Origin of the sequence: Mesorhizobium sp. Z1-4 (assembly GCF_004000235.1) — a bacterium.
Classification (GTDB): Bacteria; Pseudomonadota; Alphaproteobacteria; order Rhizobiales; family Rhizobiaceae; genus RCIO01.
On record NZ_RCIO01000003.1, the window covers coordinates 499,879 to 521,172 of the forward strand.

General features: G+C 62.9%; 18 protein-coding genes. 10 read left to right on the forward strand and 8 right to left on the reverse strand.

Features of this window, described 5'->3' with window-relative positions:
• Window positions 1–33: 33 nt before the first annotated feature.
• Complete coding sequence (locus EP165_RS13825) at window positions 34–1,314, reverse strand: acetylornithine deacetylase/succinyl-diaminopimelate desuccinylase family protein (protein WP_127523543.1); 1,281 nt, start codon at window positions 1,312–1,314, stop codon at window positions 34–36.
• A 141-nt stretch (window positions 1,315–1,455) separates the two neighbouring features.
• On the opposite strand from EP165_RS13825, the gene EP165_RS13830 reads away from it, so the two are divergent.
• The 4 genes from EP165_RS13830 to EP165_RS13845 all read left to right on the forward strand — a co-directional run bounded on the left by EP165_RS13830 (window position 1,456) and on the right by EP165_RS13845 (window position 6,547).
• Window positions 1,456–1,884, forward strand: a complete 429-nt coding sequence (locus tag EP165_RS13830; RefSeq protein WP_127523390.1) for a L,D-transpeptidase — start codon at window positions 1,456–1,458, stop codon at window positions 1,882–1,884.
• A 127-nt stretch (window positions 1,885–2,011) separates the two neighbouring features.
• Window positions 2,012–4,855, forward strand: a complete 2,844-nt coding sequence (locus tag EP165_RS13835) for a molybdopterin oxidoreductase family protein (protein WP_127523391.1) — start codon at window positions 2,012–2,014, stop codon at window positions 4,853–4,855.
• A complete protein-coding gene (locus tag EP165_RS13840; RefSeq protein ID WP_127523392.1) occupies window positions 4,852–5,619 on the forward strand; it encodes a 4Fe-4S dicluster domain-containing protein in 768 nt (255 codons plus the stop codon). Before EP165_RS13835 ends, EP165_RS13840 begins: the two co-directional genes overlap by 4 nt.
• A 4-nt stretch (window positions 5,620–5,623) precedes the next feature.
• Entirely contained in the window at window positions 5,624–6,547 is a 924-nt protein-coding gene (locus EP165_RS13845) for a dimethyl sulfoxide reductase anchor subunit family protein (protein ID WP_127523393.1), read from the forward strand.
• 7 nt (window positions 6,548–6,554) lie between these two features.
• Here the strand turns inward: EP165_RS13845 and EP165_RS13850 are convergent, their stop codons facing one another.
• Window positions 6,555–7,106 (reverse strand): histidine phosphatase family protein, encoded by a 552-nt coding sequence (locus EP165_RS13850; protein ID WP_127523544.1) that lies wholly within the window; start codon window positions 7,104–7,106, stop codon window positions 6,555–6,557.
• Window positions 7,107–7,341: 235 nt separating this feature from the next.
• Here EP165_RS13850 and EP165_RS13855 point away from each other — a divergent pair, with 235 nt between their 5' ends.
• On the forward strand, window positions 7,342–8,799 hold the full coding sequence (locus EP165_RS13855) for an NAD-dependent succinate-semialdehyde dehydrogenase (RefSeq protein ID WP_127523394.1): 1,458 nt from the start codon (window positions 7,342–7,344) through the stop codon (window positions 8,797–8,799).
• Here the strand turns inward: EP165_RS13855 and EP165_RS13860 are convergent.
• The gene (locus EP165_RS13860; RefSeq protein ID WP_127523545.1) at window positions 8,788–9,732 is read right to left on the reverse strand and encodes a sugar kinase; all 945 of its coding nucleotides are present in this window, start codon (window positions 9,730–9,732) and stop codon (window positions 8,788–8,790) included. The two genes, EP165_RS13855 and EP165_RS13860, sit on opposite strands and share 12 nt — an antisense overlap.
• A 140-nt stretch (window positions 9,733–9,872) precedes the next feature.
• Here EP165_RS13860 and EP165_RS13865 point away from each other — a divergent pair, with 140 nt between their 5' ends.
• Together EP165_RS13865 and EP165_RS13870 are read left to right on the forward strand one after the other, a co-directional pair.
• A complete protein-coding gene (locus EP165_RS13865) occupies window positions 9,873–10,310 on the forward strand; it encodes a FixH family protein (RefSeq protein WP_245440143.1) in 438 nt (145 codons plus the stop codon).
• Window positions 10,282–11,520, forward strand: coding sequence for a cytochrome c peroxidase (locus tag EP165_RS13870; protein ID WP_127523396.1), 1,239 nt, complete (start codon window positions 10,282–10,284; stop codon window positions 11,518–11,520). The genes EP165_RS13865 and EP165_RS13870 overlap by 29 nt, the downstream gene beginning before the upstream one ends.
• Here EP165_RS13870 and EP165_RS13875 read toward each other — a convergent pair.
• The gene (locus tag EP165_RS13875) at window positions 11,517–11,978 is read right to left on the reverse strand and encodes an Lrp/AsnC family transcriptional regulator (RefSeq protein ID WP_164743039.1); all 462 of its coding nucleotides are present in this window, start codon (window positions 11,976–11,978) and stop codon (window positions 11,517–11,519) included. The genes EP165_RS13870 and EP165_RS13875 overlap by 4 nt on opposite strands.
• A 127-nt stretch (window positions 11,979–12,105) precedes the next feature.
• On the opposite strand from EP165_RS13875, the gene putA reads away from it, so the two are divergent.
• Window positions 12,106–15,735: a bifunctional proline dehydrogenase/L-glutamate gamma-semialdehyde dehydrogenase PutA gene (gene putA / locus EP165_RS13880; RefSeq protein WP_127523397.1), complete on the forward strand. Its 3,630-nt coding sequence runs from the start codon at window positions 12,106–12,108 to the stop codon at window positions 15,733–15,735.
• A gap of 103 nt (window positions 15,736–15,838) precedes the next feature.
• A complete protein-coding gene (hemP, locus tag EP165_RS13885; RefSeq protein WP_127523398.1) occupies window positions 15,839–16,030 on the forward strand; it encodes a hemin uptake protein HemP in 192 nt (63 codons plus the stop codon).
• A 32-nt stretch (window positions 16,031–16,062) separates the two neighbouring features.
• Here the strand turns inward: hemP and rirA are convergent, their stop codons facing one another.
• Complete coding sequence (rirA, locus tag EP165_RS13890; RefSeq protein WP_127523399.1) at window positions 16,063–16,521, reverse strand: iron-responsive transcriptional regulator RirA; 459 nt, start codon at window positions 16,519–16,521, stop codon at window positions 16,063–16,065.
• A gap of 207 nt (window positions 16,522–16,728) precedes the next feature.
• On the opposite strand from rirA, the gene EP165_RS13895 reads away from it, so the two are divergent.
• Window positions 16,729–17,166, forward strand: a complete 438-nt coding sequence (locus EP165_RS13895; RefSeq protein WP_127523547.1) for a MaoC family dehydratase — start codon at window positions 16,729–16,731, stop codon at window positions 17,164–17,166.
• A 3-nt stretch (window positions 17,167–17,169) separates the two neighbouring features.
• Here EP165_RS13895 and maiA read toward each other — a convergent pair whose 3' ends face one another.
• The 3 genes from maiA to deoC are packed head-to-tail and all read right to left on the reverse strand — an operon-like array spanning window position 17,170 to window position 21,283.
• Complete coding sequence (maiA, locus tag EP165_RS13900; RefSeq protein ID WP_127523400.1) at window positions 17,170–17,820, reverse strand: maleylacetoacetate isomerase; 651 nt, start codon at window positions 17,818–17,820, stop codon at window positions 17,170–17,172.
• Between the two features lie 30 nt (window positions 17,821–17,850).
• Window positions 17,851–20,220 carry an aldehyde dehydrogenase family protein gene (locus EP165_RS13905; protein ID WP_127523401.1) on the reverse strand — a complete coding sequence of 790 codons (2,370 nt, stop codon included), beginning with the start codon at window positions 20,218–20,220 and terminating at the stop codon, window positions 17,851–17,853.
• A 16-nt stretch (window positions 20,221–20,236) separates the two neighbouring features.
• On the reverse strand, window positions 20,237–21,283 hold the full coding sequence (gene deoC, locus EP165_RS13910; protein WP_127523402.1) for a deoxyribose-phosphate aldolase: 1,047 nt from the start codon (window positions 21,281–21,283) through the stop codon (window positions 20,237–20,239).
• Window positions 21,284–21,294 lie beyond the last annotated feature (11 nt).

Below are 21,294 nucleotides of genomic sequence, written 5' to 3' on the forward strand. Positions count from 1 at the left end.
CAAAGCGCGAAATGCCGCGCGAGTAAATTGTGTTTATGTTCCGGTACCGCCGCGCAGCAGCACGTCGAGACCGGTTGCCATCACTTTGGCAGACTCCACCATGTCGTCGATGCCGACCCATTCGTCCGGCTGATGGGCAAGATCGAGAATGCCCGGCCCATAGGCAACGCAATCATGCAAGTGGCCAAGGCGGGCAATGTGCTTCTGGTCGTATGTGCCGGGTGAAATGACGTATTCGGGCTCCCTTCCGAACACATTGCGAATGCCTTCCGCGACGGCCTTCGGGACCGGCGCATCCTCCTGCGTCATCAGCGGCAACACTTCCATCAGGTCGCGCATCGCGTAGTCGAAGCGCGGGCGTTCGCGTTTCAGCCGCTCCAATATCGAGCGCACCTCGCCTTTGACTTCCGAAATGTCCTCTTCGATGAGGAAGCGCCGGTCGATCACCATTCGGCAGGCGTCTGCCACATTGGGCGAGGGGAGACCGGGAAAGAAGTCCTCGGTCTGTCCGCCATGGACTGAATTGATGTTCATGGTTGAACGCCGCGCGCCTTCCGGTACCACAGGCATCGCGGTCTGTTTGCGGTCGAGGGCGGGAAACAGCTCCTCCTCGAAGGCGTGCAGCACCGCGCCCATGTGGCGGATCGCGGAATCGCCGAGAAACGGCATAGAGCCGTGAGCGATGCGGCCCTTGGTTTCGATTTCCGCCCACCATACGCCGCGATGGCCGAGGCAGATACGGTCCTTGTTCAGCGGTTCGGGTATAATCACGTGATCGACGCGGGGCTTCGAAAAGAGGCCCATCTTGGCGAGATGCGCAACGCCACCGAAGCCGCCGGATTCCTCGTCAACCGTGCCGGAAATCTCGATTGCGCCCGGAAAATCGGGATAGACGGCCATGAAAGCGTCGGCGGCTACGATTGACGCAGCCATACCGCCTTTCATGTCGCAGGCGCCGCGACCATAGACCCGACCGTCGCGCACGACGCCGGCAAACGGGTCGAGCGTCCAGCCTTCGCCCGCCTCTACAACGTCGATGTGCGAATTGAAATGTACCGTGGGGCCCGGTCCGCGGCCTTCGCGCCGCGCCACGACGTTGGTTCGCGGATATGTATCGCTGTCGCCCGGGGCGCCTTCGCCGCGAATGAGCCTGGTTTCGAATCCGCGCTTGGCAAGCAGGCCGGCGATGAACTCGGCGCAGGGCGTATAGGCATCGCCAGGCGGGTTTACGGTGGGGAAGCGGATCAGGTCGACCGTAAGCGCAACGAGCTCCTCGGTTCGGCCTTCCACGTTTTTATAGAGCGCATCGTTCATTGCGGTATTGAGCAGAGCAGCCGACCTGTTGGCAAGCGGCCAGATGGGCGCAGCGACGTTTGCCCGGCGGCCCGCGTTCATTGCGCGTTCACGAAATGCGTTTTACCCTGTCCGCGAAGGGCTATCTCGGGGTTTGGGCGTATGAGACGAGTTGTTACAGCTGTTCTGGGTTCGATATTCGCAAGCTGCATGGCAGCTGCCGCTCACGCGGCCGTTCTGGTCGCGGAAGTCGATCTGCCGACACAGACCATGCAGGTCATCCATTATGGCAAGGTGATCCATACGTGGCGTGTTTCCACGGCCCGCTCCGGCTACATAACACCCACAGGCACCTGGCGGCCCAAGCGAATGCACAAGATGTGGTACTCGCGCAAATACGACATGTCGCCGATGCCGTATTCGATCTTCTACGATGGCGGCTATGCAATTCACGGCACCAACGCCGTCAGCCGACTTGGCCGGCCAGCCTCACATGGCTGCATCCGGCTCGATACGCCCAACGCAGCGACACTCTTTTCGCTCGCGCGTGAGGTCGGGCCGGGCAATATGAAGGTGGTCGTCAGAAACTGACGCCGCTCACTTGTTGGCATCGAATTGCCGGCAATAGATGCGGCATAGAACATCATACCCCTGAATAGCGGTTCAGGGGTATTTTCATTTCCGGACCCGGCTCCTATGAAGTGAGCCGGAGGTTTCAATGTCCCGCCTTTCAGCCGAAGCGTTGAGCCAGCCTGTCGGTGACACGGTTCGCAAGACGACATGCTACATGTGCGCCTGCCGTTGCGGGATCAACGTCCATATCAGAGACGGCAAGGTTCGCTACATCGAGGGCAACCGCGACCACCCGGTGAACCGGGGCGTGCTGTGCGCCAAGGGTTCCGCCGGAATCATGCAGCATTACGCGCCGGCCCGGCTTAGTGCACCGCTGCTGCGTACCGGACCGCGCGGCTCCGGCGAGTTCAAGACAATCAGTTGGGACGAGGCACTGGCGCTGGCCACCGAATGGTTGAGCGAGGTGCGGCGCGACGACCCCAAGAAGCTTGCCTTCTTTACGGGCCGCGACCAGTCGCAGTCGCTGACCAGTTTCTGGTCGCAGCAGTTCGGTACGCCGAACTATGCCGCGCATGGCGGCTTTTGTTCGGTGAACATGGCGGCAGCCGGGATCATGACGATCGGCGGCGCGTTCTGGGAGTTCGGCGCGCCGGACTGGGACCGTACCAAGCTTTTCGTCCTGTTCGGGGTGGCGGAAGATCACGATTCCAACCCGATCAAGATGGGCATATCGAAGCTCAAGAAGCGCGGTGCGCGTTTCGTCTCGGTCAATCCCGTTCGAACCGGCTATTCGGCAATCGCCGACAACTGGATCGGTATCCGGCCGGGTACGGACGGGCTGCTGATCCTCGCGGTCATTCACGAGCTTCTGAAGGCGCGGCGCATCGATATCGACTATCTCGTCCGCTACACCAACGCGGCCTGGCTCGTGATCGATGCCCCCGGAACCTCGGATCACGGGCTTTTTGCGCGTGACGAGAGCGGCAAGGCGCAGATCTTCGAGAGTGTTACCGAGCGCGTCGTGCCGGAAGGTACGAAGGGCGCGCGACCGGCGCTGTCGGGCCGGGCCGAGCTTGCCGACGGCCGCAGTGCGGTGCCAGTGTTCCAGTTGCTCGCGGATAAGTATCTCGATGCACAGTATTCGCCCGACGCCGTGTCGGCGGAGACAGGCGTGGATGCCGCAACGATCAAAGGCCTCGCCGCCGAGATCGGCCGGGTCGCGTTCGATGAGACGATCGAGATTTTCGAACGCTGGACCGATATGCACGGCGAAGAGCATTCATCTTTCGTCGGCAGGCCGGTTTCGTTTCATGCCATGCGCGGCATCTCGGCTCACTCCAACGGTTTTCAGACCGCGAGGGCATTGCATCTTCTGCAGGTGCTGATCGGCGCTATTGACTGCCCCGGCGGTTTCCGCTTCGAGCCGCCTTACCCGAAACCGCTTGCAGCGCACCCGCGTCCGCATGGCAAGGCGGAGCATTTCGGCTCCAATCAGCCGCTCGCCGGTCCGCATCTCGGCTTTCCGCTCGGGCCGGAGGATCTGCTTGTCGACGATGAAGGCAATCCAGCGCGGCTCGACAAGGCGTTTTCCTGGGATGCGCCCATCGCCGCGCATGGGCTGATGCACATGGTGATCGCCAACGCACACGCCGGCGATCCTTACCCGATCGATGTGCTCTTCATGTACATGGCCAATATGGCCTGGAACTCGGCCATGAACAGCGCCGGCACGATCCGCATGCTGGAGGACAAGGATCCCGAAACCGGCGAATACCGTGTCCCGAAAATCATCTATTCGGATGCGTATGCCTCGGAGATGGTCGCCTATGCCGATCTGGTGCTGCCTGACACCACCTATCTCGAACGGCATGATTGCATCTCGCTGCTCGACCGGCCGATTTCGGAGCCTGACAGTGTCAATGACGCGATCCGGTGGCCGGTGGTGGAACCGGACCGCGATGTGCGCGGTTTCCAGTCGGTGCTGCTCGATCTCGGCGCAAGGCTGAGATTGCCGGGTTTCGCCGACAGCCGCGGCCAGCCGCTCTACCGCGATTATGCCGACTACATCGTCAACCACGAAAGGCGGCCGGGGATCGGCCCGCTGGCAGGGTTTCGCGGCACGGATGGAAAGCGCACTGGTCGCGGTGCGGCAAATGCCGACCAGCTTGAGCGGTATATCGAAAACGGCTCATTCTTCAGCGTGCACATTCCGCCTCAGGCGCAGTTTTTCAAACACGCCAACCGCGCCTATCAGGATTTCGCGGTTTCGATGGGCTTTTTCGATACGCCGCAGCCAGTGACCTTCCAGCTCTATTCGGAGCCGCTGCAGAAGTTCCGGCTGTCGGCCGAGGGACTGCGCGAGCCGGTTGCGCCGGAACAACATCGCGAGCGCATCCGCTCCGCTTTCACGCCGCTGCCCGAATGGTACCGTCCGTTGGAAGAGGCGGCCGTGGACAGGGATGAATTCCCCTACCACGCGATCACCCAGCGCCCGATGGCGATGTATCATTCGTGGGGGTCGATGAATGCCTGGCTGCGCCAGATCCACACCCGCAACCGGCTGCAGGTGCCGGGCGCGATCTGCGATGCGCACGGCCTTGAAACCGGCGACTGGGCATGGGTGATTTCGCATCATGGCCGCATCAAGGTAGAGGTTGAGCGTACCGAAGCCGTGAACCCGCTTACAATGTGGACATGGAACGCGATCGGCAAACGCAAGGGGAGCTGGGGGCTCGACAAGGATGCTCCGGAAGCCGAACGCGGCTTTCTGCTCAACCATCTGATTCATGAATTGCTGCCGCCGAAAGGCGATGGCCGCCGCTGGTCGAACTCCGACCCGGTGACGGGGCAGGCGGCCTGGTACGATCTGCGCGTGCGTATCGAAAAAGCGGAGCCTGGCGCTCACAGCGAGCCGCAATTCGGTCCAGTCGGCGGCCAAAATCAAGCCGCCCCCGCGGAGTTGCGCTATGGACAGGAGTGGTCGCGTTGACGAGCCTGCCATCCGAACCTACCGGGAAAAAGCTGGGTCTCGTCATCGATCTCGATGTCTGTGTCGGCTGTCACGCCTGCGTTGTCGCCTGCAAGGAATGGAATACCGGCGGCTACGGCGCTGCACTGTCCGACCAGCAGCCATATGGCGCCGAGGTTTCGGGTGCGTGGCTCAACAGGGTGCACAGCTACGAAGTTACGCCGGATCGTCGTGACGGCGTTGTAATCGGCGAGGCCGGTGATGCGCGTGTCGTCCATTTCCCGAAATCCTGTCTGCATTGCGACGATGCGCCTTGCGTGACCGTTTGCCCGACGGGTGCGTCCTACAAGCGCGAGGAAGACGGCATCGTCCTTGTCGATGAGGACAAGTGCATCGGCTGCGGCCTGTGTGCCTGGTCGTGCCCATACGGCGCACGCGAGATGGACCTCGCCGCCGGCGTGATGAAGAAATGCACGCTCTGCGTCGACCGCATCTACAACGAGACGCTGGAGGAAGTGGACCGGGTTCCCTCCTGCGTACGCACATGTCCGACCAATGCGCGGCATTTCGGCGATCTTGCAGATCCAGCGTCGGAGGTTTCGCGCATGGTCGCGGAACGCGGTGGGTTCGACCTGATGCCGGAGCAGGGCACCCGCCCGGTCAACAAATATCTGCCGCCGCGCCCTCGCACGCCGCTGGCCGCAAGCATGGCGCCAGCTGCGGACGACACGACCGATGCCACCGGCTTCTTCGGCTGGGTCGACCGTATGCTGGACCGTATCTGATCCCATGCATCCGGCGTTCTCGATTATCATCTTCACAACGCTTTCCGGCCTCGGATACGGGCTTGCGGCTTGGTTGGGACTTGGGCTTCTCGACCCGGCTCAACCGGCGACAAAGGTGGCGCATGTCGCGGCGCTGGCCCTGATCGCCGGCGGGCTCGTTTCATCGACGCTTCATCTCGGCAATCCGCAGCGCGCCTGGCGTGCGTTCTCGCAGTGGCGCTCCAGCTGGCTCTCGCGGGAAGGGGTTCTGGCGATAGTCACGTTCATGCCGCTGACCTGGTCGGCCTATCTGGCTGTTTTCGAAAGCCGGTGGGATCCGGTTATCGGCATTATCGGGACGGCGCTTTGTGCGGTCACCGTCTTTTCCACCTCGATGATCTATGCCTCGCTTAAGTCGGTGGACAGCTGGCACACGCCCTGGACGCCCGCATCATATCTGGGATTTGCCGCTGCCTCCGGCCTGGCTGCGTTGGCCGCTTTTGGCGCGGCGGGGGGAGCTTCGCCGCTGTGGCCGCTTGCGGGTGGCGCGGCTGTGCTCGTTCTTATTGCCTGGGCGATCAAGCATGGATGGCGGAAGCAGGCCGTGCGTCCGCCGCTGTCGACGCCTGAGAGCGCGACGGGCCTCGGGCATATCGGCAAGGTCAGGCAGCTCGAGCCGCCGCATATGACCGACAATTATCTGATCCGCGAGATGGGATTTCGTGTCGCCCGCAAACATGCTCGCAAGCTGTGGCTGATCGCGCTGGTCATGGGGTGCGGCGTGCCAGCTGCTCTGCTTGCCGGACTGGCAGTGTTTCCTGAGCCCGCGGGCGTTGCTTCGGTCCTGGTCGCGCTTATGGCGGTGCTGTCGCTGATGGTGGGCATGCTGGTCGAGCGCTGGCTGTTTTTTGCCGAAGCGCGGCATGCGGTGATGAACTACTACCGCTAGATACCGTTCAATTGAAGCGGATACGGCCCGCAACGCCGAGTGTGTCGCCGCCTCGCGACACGATGACGGCTTCACCCTCGCGGGCTTTCGCTCCCAACAGTTCCATGATGATTTCTTCATGGGTGACGAGGATCAGATTGCGAGATCCGCTATAGGCCGCGATTTGCTCGCGAAGTACTGTAAGGAGGCTTTCGTGGTTCTCCTCATCGGGCAGCCAGTCGAGCGCTTCGTTATCGCGTAACTCTTCGTCGCGAAAGGCTATGTTGGCCGTGTCGCGGCAACGGCAGAAGCGGCTTGTCTCTACATGATCGATCGGGGCGGCTCGGGCGCCAAACAGAGCGCCGATTTCGCGCGCCTGCTGTTGGCCGCGGCTGGAGAGATTTCGCTGCGTGGCACAATTTTCGATGTCGAAACTGGCCGGGTCGCCAACACCCGGCGCATATGCGTGGCGCAGCAGCACAACCTGACCGCCGGTTCTGAGCAGCGCCCAGCCGGCTTCCGTCGCCGCCGCGGGCGCAGCAAAGAGAAGGGCGAGCAGGAATGCAAAAATACGAAACATCAAACACCTCGGACTGATGGCAATATAGGTCCAGCAGCGCCTGAAAAAAGCAACCGCATCACGATGAAGTTTGCCGAGGCCGCAAATTAGGTCTGGCCAGCGGCGCGCGTCCACCTGCGCCATTGCGGCGCGGGATTGCAGGTTATAGACAGGCGCCAACCGGCCCCGGCCAATGTCGCGGTCCGAAATTTCAGAACCATGTCTTCTCGACGTGCGCAAAGTGGAGGTGTCCGAAATGCTCAAGCAATCCAACCCGTTCATGAAACAGGCAAACCTGATTGGCGGCGAGTGGGTTGCGGCTGACTCCGGCGAGACCATCGATGTTGTCAATCCGGCCAATGGTCAGGTGCTGGGCACTGTGCCGAAAAGCGGACAGGCCGAGACAGCGCGCGCGATCGATGCTGCGCAGAAGGCGTTTGAGAGCTTCCGCAAGACGACCGCACTGGAACGGTCCAACATGCTGCGCAGGTTGCATGCCGCGCTTATGGACAACCAGGACGCGCTGGCCGAACTTCTGACGCTTGAGCAGGGCAAGTCGCTGGCGGAGGCCAAGGGCGAGATCGGTGCCTCCGCTGCCAATGTCTTGTGGTTCGCGGAGGAAGCCCGACGCACCTATGGTGATGTCATTCCTTCGCCGTGGGCAGACCGGCGCGTGATGGTAAACAAGGAGCCGGTTGGTGTCGTCGCGGCAATCACGCCGTGGAATTTTCCGTCTTCGATGCTTGCCCGCAAGATAGCACCGGCAATCGCTGCCGGCTGTACCAGCGTCGCAAAACCCGCAGAACTGACGCCATATTCCGGCCTTGCCTGGGGTCTGCTCGCGGAAGAGGCCGGCATTCCGCCCGGTGTCATCAATATCGTAACAGGAACGGCAAGCGAGATCGGCGATGAGCTTTGCGCCAACCCCTTGGTGCGCAAGATCACGTTTACGGGGTCGACGCGCGTCGGCAAGCTGCTTCTCAGCAAAGCCGCGGCGACCGTCAAGAAGGTCTCGATGGAGCTTGGCGGCAACGCGCCATTCCTGGTGTTCGACGATGCCGATCTCGACCGAGCCGTCGAAGGCGCGATGGTCGCGAAATACCGCAATTCCGGGCAAACCTGCGTATGCACCAACCGCTTCTTTGTTCAGGCCGGCGTATATGATGCGTTTGTCGAGAAACTGGCCAAGGCATCGAGTGCGCTCAAAGTCGGCCCCGGCGTAGAGGATGGCGTTCAGCAGGGTCCGCTGATCGACGAAACCGCGCTCGCCAAGGTGGAAGAGTTCGTAACCGACGCGACCGCGAAGGGCGGCAAGGTCGTGGTCGGCGGCAAACGTCACGCGCTCGGCGGTTCGTTCTTCGAACCGACCGTGATCGCGGAAGCGACGCCGAAGATGAAATTCATGAAGGAAGAGATTTTCGGCCCGGTGGCGCCTGTCTTCCGCTTCGAGACCGAGGAGGAAGCGATCGCGCTCGCGAACGACACCGACTACGGGCTGGCCTGTTATTTCTACACCAACGATCTTCGTCGTGCGTTCCGGGTGATGGGCGAGCTCAAATACGGCATGGTCGGCGTCAATGAAGGTCTCATCACCACGCCGGAGGCGCCGTTCGGCGGTGTGAAGGAATCGGGCCTTGGCCGCGAAGGCGGACATCAGGGTATCGAGGACTACCTCGACACCAAATATGTCTGCATCGGCGGCCTAGGCGACTGAGGTCGCTGCCCCGCCGCCAAAGGCGGTGCGGAGCAGGTCGAAGGGCGCAAGTGCACCGCGCACGCATACAACAGCAGCTGCGGTGTTGTGCGCGTGCCGCGCCGCGGCAGGCGCTTCGGTGCCCTTCATGCGCGCAGCAAGATATCCGCCATTGAAGGCATCGCCGGCACCAGTGGTGTCGACGGCGCCTTCGGCGCGCGACGCCGGTGAGGTTCCGACCTTTCCGTCGAACAGGATGAGTGCGTCCTCGGTGCCGTTCTTCACAACGATTTCGGCAACGCCGGCACCGGCGATGCGCTGCATGGTCGCTTCCGGCGTTGTGTCGCCAAATAGCTCCTGCTCGTCCGGGAAGGTCGGAAGAACGATGTCAGACACCGCGAGCGCGGCGCTGATTTCCTGCTGCGCATAGTCGCGCGAGGTCCAAAGCCGGGCCCGGTAGTTCGGGTCGAAGGCGATCACCGTGCCGCCGTCACGGGCCTTGCCCAGCGCGTCGATCAAAGTCCGCCGTGCGGGCTCATCCAGAATTGCCAAAGTGATTCCGGAAACGTAGGCAAGCCGCAGACCCGAAAGGCTTTTTTCGAGTGCGGCAGGGCTCGATGCGAGTTGCCTGGCGGCAGAATCGGAACGCCAGTAGGTGAAGGAGCGCTCCACCCCGTCGAGCGTGATTGCGTAGAGGCCGGGCCTGGCTCCGGGAATCACGGGGCTGGATGCCGTGCCGATGCCGTTCTCGTCGAGAAACGCCTTCTGCCGCTGCGAGAAATGGTCGTCCCCGAAAGCGGTAACGTAATCGCATCGCGCGTCCGGCAGGAGCGCGCGCAGGGCCCACAGAGTGTTAAGCGTATCGCCCGCAATTCCCATACGCCACGCGTCGTTTTGTGATGCCGACAATTCCAGCATGCACTCACCGATTGCGGCCAGCCCGATCTGTTTGATCAATGCGCTCTCCTTTTCTGCGGAGGGCCGCATAGCACAGACGGGCGCGCGCGCCCATCGGCACGGATGAGCGAATTGTAACTTGCGGCTCCGACGCGGCCTGCGCGATGCTGCGGCCAATTCGATTCCGGAGAAGCAGCTTGAAACATTCGCTTGGGCGCTATGCGGTACTTGCCGCAATCGTGGTTGTCGTCGTCGCCGGCTGGCTGGTTATGGCCGGCCGTCATACGCCGCCCGACGGCGCCGATCTTATGCGCAGCAAATCAAGTGCGGGCGGTGCGTATGTGGTGAGCGTCGAGCCTGAGGCCGAGCCGGTGGAACAGGGTCCGCTTCACACCTGGCTGGCCAGCGTGAAGCTGCCCGATGGTACGCCGGTCGTGAATGCTCGGATCGGTGTCGACGGCGGCATGCCGGCGCACGGACATGGGCTGCCGACCGCGCCGAAAGCCTCGCATGCGGGCGATGGCGTCTACCGGATCGAGGGCGTGCGCTTCAACATGGGCGGATTGTGGGAACTGCGTCTTTCAATCGACGGGCCCGCCGGCGAGGATGAGGTTGTCTTCAATATCGAACTCTAGCCACTTCCGCGGCCGGATTGCAAAAGCCGCTATCTCTTCGGTGGCGGCCCTGGTGCTTGGCGCCTGCGATCCTTCCGAACTCGGCCCCGATGAGACAACCAAAGCCGTATCGCTGACGCTCGCGTCATTGCCGCCACTGCCATCCGATCCGACGAACCGTGTTGCAGGCGAGCCGCGTGCCGCTGCATTCGGCGCATCACTGTTTTTCGATCCGGCCTTGAGTATCAATGGCGAGGTCTCGTGCGGCACCTGCCACAAGATCGACCGCCAGTTTCAGGACGACCTGCCGCGTGGCCACGCGATCGGCATTACAGACCGGCGCACCATGCCGCTGGCCGGCATCGCATACAATTCCTGGCAATTCTGGGACGGCCGGCGTGACAGCCTGTGGGCGCAGGCGATCACGCCACTTGAGGATATTCGCGAACATGGCGGCAATCGGCTCTTCTATGTGCGCCTGATCGCCGAGCGGTACCGGGAGCGTTATGAGGGCATATTCGGGCCACTACCGGATTTGACCGGCCTGCCAGAGCATGCCGGGCCGCTGGGCACACTGGCGGAAAAAGCAGCCTGGCGCGCGATTCCGGCCGGGCAGCAGGAGGCGATCAACACCGCCTTCGCCAATATCGGAAAAGCGATTGCTGCCTTCGAGCGCACGCTGCTGCCGTCCGAAACGCGGTTCGACCGCCATGTGTCCGCACTTGCGGCAGGAGAAGATCCAGCCGGCGATGCCGTATTTTCCGCGCTGGAAAGCGAGGGGCTGAAGCTTTTCATCGGCAGCGCAGGCTGCATCGACTGCCACAACGGACCGCTTTTAACAGACGGTCAGTTTCACAACACCGGTGTGCCGGCCGATCTTGCGAATCCCGGCGACCGGGGGCGCGCCGGTGCGGTCAGGCAGGTGATTTCGGATCCGTTCAACTGTCTCGGGCCTTACAGCGACGGGTCTCAAGCCGATTGTGAGGAGCTTGAGTTTATGGTGCCAGCGGGGGAGGCGCTGGAGCGGGCCTTCAAGACGCCTTCGCTGCGTGGTGTGGCCGATCGCGCGCCGTTCATGCATGCCGGGCAGATTCTGACGCTCGAAGATGCGGTCGACCATTACCGCAACGCGCCGGACGCGCCGTCCGGCCAAAGCGAGCTGCGGCCGCTCGACCTCACCGACCGGGGTCGCGCCGCGCTGATCGCTTTTCTGAAAACGCTCGGACCCTAGCCGTCCTTTACCGTCTCCATCGCCACGAAAGTCGATGTGTGCTCGACATGCGGCAGCGACGAAATGCGCTCGCCCAGCACGCGCCGGTAAGCGGCAATGTCGCTGGTGCGTACCTTGAGCAGATAATCGAAACTCGCCGCGATCATGTGGCATTGCTCGACCTCGGGAATTGCCGCAGCTGCATCGTTGAAGGCGGAAAGGGCGGCTGAGCGTGTGTCGGACAGCGTGACCTGCACGAACGCGACGTGGCCTTCACCCATGCGTTCATGGTCGATCAGGGCGGTGTAGCCGCGGATGATGCCGTCGCGCTCCAGCCGCCGCACGCGCGCCTGCACTGGCGTTTTGGTCAAGCCGACCCGGTTGGCCAGTTCGGCCATGGAGAGGCGGCCGTCGGCAGACAGAGCGGCAAGGATATTCCGGTCGATGCGATCCAGATGGACTGCCTCAGACAGCTTCATAGTTCATTTGCTCCGGATGGGCGGGAATATTTAGCGCGAAACGCGCCATGGTACCAGAGCTTCGGTTCATATGGCTTGCCTGCTTCGTGGTAGATTACGTCAGTCCCAAATCCGGAGCCTTCGCACCATGACTGCCGCCCTGAACGAGCTGCGCAAGACAATCCGCGCTAACACGCTGCCCGACGAGACGGAGGCCGTGGCACGGCTCGCCGCAATGGCCGCGCTCTCAGCCGAGGACAGAGCAGCGATTTCGGCCGATGCCGCAGGCCTTGTGCGCGCGGTGCGCGGTTCGACCAACCCGCAGCTCATGGAGGCGTTCCTTGCCGAATATGGCCTTTCCACCCGTGAGGGCGTGGCGCTGATGTGCCTGGCCGAAGCGCTGCTGCGCGTGCCTGATGCGGAGACGGTGGACGAGCTCATCCGGGACAAGATCGCGCCACACGACTGGTCGGAGCATATTGGCGATTCCGGGTCGATTTTCGTCAACGCATCGACCTGGGCGCTGATGCTGACCGGCCGCGTGCTGGAAGAGGGTGAAGCCGGCATCGAAGGCACGCTGCGCTCGCTTGTGCGGCGTCTCGGCGAACCGGTCATCCGCCGCGCGGTCGCGACCGCGATGCGCGAATTGGGCGAGCAGTTCGTGCTTGGCCGCAACATCAAGGAGGCGCGCAAGAACGGTGCGTCGGCGCGCGCCAAGGGCTATCTCTATTCATACGACATGCTGGGTGAGGCGGCGCGCACCGAGGCTGATGCCAAGCGCTACTGGAAGGCCTATGCCGACGCCATTGCCGAACTCGACAGCGGCTCAGAAGGCAACGACATCCGCAAAAATCCGGGCATTTCGGTCAAGCTCTCGGCGCTGCATCCGCGCTATGAGCTGGCGCAGAAGGAGACCATGCTGCCGGTCATGGTCAAACGGCTGAGGTCGCTTTGCCATGCCGCCCACAATGCGCGCATGGGACTCAATATCGACGCCGAAGAAGCCGACCGGCTTGACCTTTCGCTGGACGTGATCGAGCAGGTTCTGTCCGACGAGGAGTTTGCGGACTGGGCGGGTTTCGGCGTTGTCGTGCAGGCCTACGGTCCGCGCGCGGCGTTCGTCATCGACTGGCTGCATGCGCTTGCCGAAAAGCTAGACCGCCGCATCATGGTGCGTCTGGTGAAGGGCGCCTACTGGGACACCGAGATCAAGCGTGCGCAGGTTCTGGGCCTGCCGGGCTATCCGGTCTTTACGCGCAAGGCCAACACCGACGCTTCCTACATTGCCTGTGCACGCAAGCTGCTCGGCATGACGGACCGCATCTATCCGCAATTCGCTACGCATAATGCGCACACCGTTGCCGCCATCCTCAACATGGCAGGCAAGGATCGCGATGTATTTGAGTTTCAGCGCCTGCACGGCATGGGTGAGGCGCTGCACGAGACCGTGCGCAAGCGCGAAGGAACGCGCTGCCGCATCTATGCGCCGGTTGGCGCGCATGAAGACCTTCTTGCCTATCTGGTGAGGCGGCTGCTCGAAAACGGCGCCAATTCCTCCTTCGTGCACCAGATCGTCGATGAACATGTTCAGCCGGAGCAGATTGCCGCCGACCCGTTGGAGCAGGTGCTTGGCAACGCCTCGGCGCACAACACAGCGATCCCGATGCCCGCGGACATTTTCCACCCGCAGCGGCCCAACTCTGCCGGTTTCGACATCGCCTATACCGAAACGCTGAGCGCGCTCGGGGCGCAGATGGCGCCGTTTGCCGCGCCGTATCGCTGGCAGGGGGCGCCGCTCACGGCGCGCAAGGGCAAGGCCGGCGAAGGGCGCGAGGTGCTGAACCCGGCCAATGTCAGCGATGTGGTCGGCACAATAGCCGAAGCGAGCGCCGCCGATGTTACGGCAGCCGTCGATGCAGCGCTAAAAGCCCAAACGTCGTGGGCGCAACGACCTGTCGCAGACCGCGCGGCGCTGTTGTCGAATATCGCCAAGCTTTACGAAGAGCACACCGGCGAATTCCTGGCGCTTGCCACGCGCGAAGCGGGCAAAACGCTCGCTGATGCAGTGGCGGAACTGCGCGAGGCGGTGGACTTTTTGCACTATTACGCAGCCGGTGCGGCAGGTGCGGAAAAGGACAGTGCGGCGCGCGGTGTGATTGCCTGTATCTCGCCGTGGAATTTCCCGCTGGCAATTTTCGCCGGCCAGATAGCAGCGGCACTGGTGACCGGCAACGCCGTCATCGCCAAGCCTGCCGAGCAGACGCCGCTGATCGCGCATCGCGCGGTGGAGTTGATGCGCGAGGCCGGTGTTCCCGCCGACATTATCCAGCTTCTGCCGGGCGACGGGCCTGCGGTCGGGCAGCCGCTGACGGCTGATCCGCGCATTGCCGGCGTGTGCTTCACGGGCTCGGTCGAGGTCGCGCGCGCGATCGAGCGGCAGCTTGCCAAAACCGCTGTGCCCGATGCCATGCTGATTGCCGAGACCGGTGGCCTCAACGCGATGATCGTCGATTCCACCGCGCTGCCCGAACAGGCGGTGCGCGATGTCATTGCCTCGGCTTTCCAGAGTGCCGGCCAGCGCTGTTCGGCGCTGCGCATGCTCTACGTCCAGCGTGACGTGGCCGACAAGGTGATCGGCATGCTGCGCGGCGCCATGCAGGTGCTTTCGGTTGGCGACCCCTGGCGGATTTCGACCGATGTCGGACCGCTGATCGACGACGAAGCCAATGCTGCTATTGCAGCCTATTGCGAAGAGCTTACCAAAGCCGGCAAGCTGGTCGAGAAGCTGGAAGCGCCTCAGGGCGGCCATTTCCTCGCGCCGCATCTTTTCCGCGTTTCGGGCATCGAGGAGCTGGAGCGCGAAATCTTCGGCCCTGTACTTCACGTCGCGACGTTTGAGGCGGATGAGATCGACAAGGTGATCGCGGCGGTGAACGCACGCGGTTACGGGCTCACCTTCGGGCTGCACACCCGCATCGACGCGCGCGTGCAGCACGTGATCGACCGGGTGTGCGCCGGCAATCTCTATGTGAACCGCAATCAGATCGGTGCGGTCGTCGGGGCGCAGCCATTCGGCGGCGAGGGGCTCTCGGGTACCGGCCCCAAGGCCGGCGGGCCGCATTATCTGAAACGCTTCCGCAAGCAGGCAGGGGGCGGAACCGTCGATGCTTCAGCGGCTGCCGACGGCGGCGCTGCGGCCATTTCCGCCGGCAAATTGCCGAACGCCGAAGACGATGGCTGGGCGATGCGCGGCGATCGCATCGTTACGTTGCGAAAGCTGCTACGCGGCAAGGCAGCCGAAGCAATCGCGGCAGCCGCAGCGGTCGATTTCGGCCCCATCGATCTGCCCGGACCGACCGGCGAAGCGAATACGCTGGCGTTGCATCCGCGCGGACGTGTTCTTTGCCTCGGTCCGGACGGTGGAGCGTTGATGGCGCAGGCCGTACAGGCGCTGGCCGCCGGCAACGCGGTCGTTGCGGTCGCACCCGGTGCTTCGTCGGCGCTTTCCCTGCTCATGGGTAAAGATCTGCCTGTCGCTGCATTCGACGGTACACTCGAGCACAGCCAGCTAGCGGGGCTCGATATCGATGTCGTGGCCTATGCCGCCACAGGCGAGGCGCTGCGCGCGGTGCGGCAGGCCCTGGCAGAGCGCGAAGGGCCGATTGTACGCCTTGTGTCGGAGCCGATCGAAGCGGAAGCCTATGCGCTGGAGCGCGCGACCTGCGTAGACACCACCGCGGCCGGCGGTAATGCCAGCCTTCTGGCCGCTGCGGAGTAGTGGTGCATAAAGTTGACTGAAACTATCAGCTATTGTAGCGATAAGATGACTGTGAATGTCACCTTATCGCAGTCGGCATGCCAACCGAAAACGGGGAAGTCATATGTCCGGCCCAGTGCACATCGTTCACCCATCCCAGCCGCTGAAGAACTTTTCGGCTCTCAAGCCGCAGCCTGTGCGTACACTTTCGAGCAGCAATCTGTTCGAAGGGCGGCGCGAGATTGCGATCGAACACGGCGAATTCGTCTACCGGCTCAAAATCACCCGGCAGGGCAAACTCATCCTGAACAAATAGCCTGGAATTCCCGCAGGCGTTGCGGCGTCGCTTCAGGCTGACGCCGCGACTTCCATCGCTTCGATACCGAGCAGGTTGCGGATCGAAGGCCGCGCGGCAACGAGATCGGCGATGGTGTATCCTTCCAGTACCTCGAAGAACGCGCCAAGTGCCTTGCGCAACGCCTCATTGAGCGCGCAGGAATCGACAAGCGGGCACTCGGTCGCGCCGTCCTCGAAACATTCCGCCATGGCGAAGTTGTCTTCGGTTACGCGCACTGTGTCGAAAAGCGTGATCTCGGACGCCGGCTTGCCCAACCTGATGCCGCCTTTGCGGCCACGCACCGTTTCGATCAGTCCGTTTTCCACCAGCGGCTGAAGAATCTTGAACAGAAACAGTTCTGAAAGCGAGTAAGCGGCCGCGATCTCCGGCACCCTGCTGAGCCGCCCTTCATTGGCAGCGCAATACATCAGGATCCGGATCGCGTAGTTGGTTTGGCGGGTCAGCCGCATAGGTTCCTCACTTTGATGTCGACCATCGGACCATAAATTAGAACAGTTCCAGAATAAATCTAGTCTCTATCTGTCAACTTTGACAGCGGCAGCACATGGGTGACCGGGCTTGCATGTTCGCAGGCGAAAGCGCAAGACGCGCCGGCAAACAGGAGATTGACCGTGCTGGACAAAGCGCAAGAGCATGACGGAATTACGCTTGCCGGGATGTCCGGCCGGATCGGGCAGGAACTTGGCGTTTCCAGCTGGATAACGGTCGACCAGCCGATGATCGATCAGTTCGCGGCATGCACCGGCGACAATCAGTGGATTCATGTCGATGCGGATCGTGCAGCGCGCGAAATGCCGACGGGCACTACTATCGCCCACGGATTTCTGACACTGTCGCTGCTGTCGGCACTATCCTACGAACTCGGCGGGATACCGGCCGACGTGCATTCTTCGATCAATTACGGCATCGAAAGGCTGCGGTTTCTCGCGCCGGTGCGGCCCGGCGCCAGGCTGCGGCTGCGCACCACGCTCACAGGCTTCGAGGAGCGAGGGGCAGGGCAGTATCTCATGCGGCGCGCCAACACCATCGAGATCGAAGGTGAAGACAAGCCTGCCCTTGTGGTCGACACGCTGACCTTGCTGGTTGCCGCTTGACGTCTAGCTGGCGTCCGGCTGCCTGGCCGGTGCGCTGTCGACGAAGGCGGGCATGTCCATGCACGCGGCGTTGATGGCCGAGATGGTCGGGTAGGGTGCCATGTCGACCTCGAAGCGGGCGTTGTTGGTCACCTGCGCGACAAGGCATAGATCGGCGATCGTCACATCGTCGCCGTGGCAGAAACGACCGGTCGCGCTTTCGGTTGCAAGCATGTGTTCCAGCGGCTCGAATGTGGCGTTCACCCAATGGCGGAACCATGAGGCGATCCCGGCGTCGTCGGCGCCATAGCGTTTGCGCAGCTCGTTGAGCACGCGCAGATTGTTCACCGGGTGGATATCGCAGCCGATCATCTGCGAAATCATGCGAACGCGGGCGCGGCCATGCGGATCGGACGGCAGGAGCGCCGGCTCGGGATGCACCTCGTCCAGAAATTCCAGAATGGCGAGCGACTGCGCGATCATCGTGCCGTCGCTCCACACGAGTGCTGGCATCAGGCCCTGCGGATTGACGTTGAGATAAGTTTCTTCGCGGTGCTCGCCGGTGCGCAGATTGTGCGCCACATATCGGTAGTCGATGCCCTTCAGGGCCAGCGCGATGCGGACGCGATATGAGGTCGATGAGCGAAAATAGTTGTGCAGGACAATTTCGCCCACCGGCAGTCTCCCTCTTGTCCCGAAACCGGATCAGTCGCCGTAAGGCACCCAGACGTTTTTCACTTCGACCGAGCGCCGCAGCATGGGGTCGAGTGCGCCATCGCCGGCGTCCCAGTCGGGCAGGCGTCCGCCGGTGGTCCAAACCCGCTTGAGGTTCCCTGCCGATTCCAGCTCGACCGCCTTGCAGGTTTCCTGGTCGGCGATCACCCACAGACCGTCCAAATCGTCATGCTTGGCGAGTACGCGGGCGAGTTCGCCGCTTTTGCCCGTTACGATGTTGATCGCACCGGCAGGCACGTCCGAAGTTTCGATGATCTGGTAGAGATCGGTGGCAATTAGCGGCCAGCGTTCCGACGGCACTGCTACCACTGTGTTGCCCATGGCCAGCGCCGGCGCGACCGTGCCGACGAAACCGAGTAGCGGGTTCTGGTCCGGCAGCACGATGCCGAGCGTGCCGAGGGGTTCGTGAAGTGCCAACGTGACGGTGCGCGACGGCGGCTGGTGAACGGCGCCTTCGAATTTGTCGGCCATACCGGCGGCGGCAAAGAGCCGCTCGACCGCGGCATCCACCTCCGCGCGTGCCGCCTTGGCCGAAGCGCCAGTGAGGGATATCAGCCGGGCAGTGAATTCGTCTGCGCGCACCGACAGGTTTTCGCCGAGGAAATAGAGCACCTGCGCCCGGTTGAACGCAGTTGCGGAGGGCCACGTGGTGCATTTGCGCGCAGCGGCCACGGCCTCGCGGATATCCTTGCGGTTGCCGAGACCCGCTTCGCCGGCAAGCCGTCCTTTCGCGTCATAAACGCGGTAGGCGTAGTTGCCGTCGGGCCGCACCTGCTTGCCGCCGATGAAGAGCTTGGGCGTACGGTCGATGAAGTCGGCCGAGACCGGTTCCTCAGCCTTGCCTTCCGCCTTCTCCTTGAGCGGTGTGGAAGGTTTCGACTTCAAAGCGAGGTATTCGAACATGCCCTCGCGGCCGCCCTCGCGCCCGAAGCCGCTCTCGCGGTAGCCGCCGAAGCCGCAGGCGGCGTCGAACATGTTGGTGCCGTTGATCCAGATCACGCCGGCCTTCAGCTGCGGCGCGGCATGAAGCGCGAGATTGATGTTCTCGCTCCACACGGAGGCAGCAAGGCCGTAGCGCGTATTGTTGGCGAGTTCGATCGCCTCGGCCGTATTGCGGAAGGTCATGGCCGCCAGAACCGGGCCGAACACTTCTTCCTGCGCCAGAATGTTGGCGGGCGCGACATTCATCGCCAGCGTTGGGCGGAAATACCAGCCGCTGCCCGGCAGTTCATTGTCCGGCTGCCAGCAGGTGGCGCCTTGTTTCGCACCTTGCGCCACCAGTCCCGAGACGCGCTCCAACTGGGTCGTGTCGACCAGCGGGCCGATATCGGTGTTCTTGTCGAGCGGGTCGCCGAGCCGCAGGCGGCTCATGCGGGTTTTCACCTTGGCGAGGAACGCCTCGGCAATACCCTCCTGCACGAGAAGCCGCGAACCGGCGCAGCAGACCTGGCCCTGATTGAACCAGATGCCGTCGACCAGACCTTCGACAGCCGAATCGAGATCTGCATCCTCGAACACGATGAAAGCCGATTTGCCGCCAAGCTCGAGCGACAGCTTCTTGCCGGTGCCGGCGGTCGCGCGGCGGATGATCTTGCCCACTTCGGAGGAGCCGGTGAAGGCGATCTTGTCGACGTCCGGGTGGTTGACGATCGCTTCGCCGGCCTCGGGTCCGCCGTGAACGATGTTGACCACGCCCTTGGGTACGCCGGCATGTTCGCAGATTTCGGAAAACAGGATTGCGGTGAGCGGCGTGAACTCGGCCGGCTTCAGCACCGCCGTGCAACCGGCGGCGAGCGCGGGCGCGATTTTCCATGCAAGCATCAGCAGCGGGAAGTTCCAGGGGATGATCTGGCCAGCGACGCCCGCCGCCGTATGGTCGGGAAACTCCTTGTCGAGCCGCTGCGCCCAGCCGGCATGATGGATGAAGTGGCGGATGGCGAGCGGCACGTCGATGTCGCGGCTTTCGCGGATCGGCTTGCCGTTGTCGATCGATTCCAGCACCGCGAACAGCCGGGCGTTGCGCTGCATGGCGCGGCCAATGGCGTAGAGAACGCGGGCGCGGGCATAGCCGCCGGCCTTCTGCCATTTGGGCAGTGCCTTGCGTGCGGCGGCGACCGCGACTTCCACATCCGCGCTGCCGGCCTCCGAAATTTCGGCAAGTGCCGTGCCCCTGGAAGGCTCAAGCACGGTAAATGTCCTGCCGCTCTTGGCGGCATTCCATTCACCGCCGATGAAAAGCGATTTCGTCAGGTCGCGTCCTGCCAGCCAGGCGTCGGCTTCGGCGCGCGATTCCGGTGCGGCCGCATAGTCCATAGCGTCGTAGCGCTCGATAATATTCACGCTTATGCTCCCAGCGTCACGCCATTGCGTGGCGGTAATTGGCCGAATAGCGGCCGGTCAGGTGATGTTCGAGCTGGCGCTCGATGTCGGTCAAAAGGCTGGATGCGCCGAAGCGGAACAGGTCGGGCTCGAGCCAGCGGCGGCCGAGCTCCTCCTTCATCAATACCAGCCAGTCGAGCGATGCTTTCGCGGTGGAGATGCCGCCGGCCGGCTTGAACCCGATCTTATAGCCGGTCAGGTCCAGATAGGTGCGTATGGCGCGCACCATGGTGAGGCCGACGGGCAAGGTGGCATTGACCGATTCCTTGCCGGTCGAGGTCTTGATGAAGTCCGCGCCCGCCATCATCGAGACCATCGACGCCAGCATGACGTTGCGCAGTGTGGAGAGGTCGCCGGTACCGAGGATGACCTTCAGATGCGCTTCGCCGCAGGCTTCGCGGAAGGCTGCGACCTCGTCATAAAGTTCCTGCCAGCGGGCTTCGTACACAAGTCCGCGCGGTATCACGACATCGATCTCGTCGGCGCCATCGGCGACCGAAGCGCGGATTTCTGCAATGCGTGTCGCAAGCGGCGACAGACCGTGCGGGAAGGCCGTGGAGACGGCAGCAACGTGAATGCCGGTTCCTTTGACCGCTTCGACTGCGGTCGCGACAAACGGGTGGTAGACGCAAACAGCCGCAGGGCGGATCGGGTGGTTCCGCAGGCCCAATGCGTCGACCAGATCGGGACGCAGCGGGTTGCGCGCCTTGGCGCACAGACGGCGGACGCGCTCGGGCGTGTCGTCGCTGTTCAGTGTCGTCAGATCCATGAGAGATATCGAACGCAGCAACCACGCGGCCTGATTGTCGCCTTTGATGGAGCGGCGTTTGGCAAGCGTTGCAACGCGCCGCTCGAGCGCGCTGCGGTTGACGGCGCGCATCGCTTCCAGAACACCATGATCGAGTGGCATTCCCGGATTTCGGACCAACTCCGCCGCTTCGGCTTCCCGAGGGGCAGGCGGCACTGCGCCCGGCAAAGGGTGAACGCTTGCGCCGGTTGTGGCGTGCTGGGTGCTGCTGACCATATTAATACCCG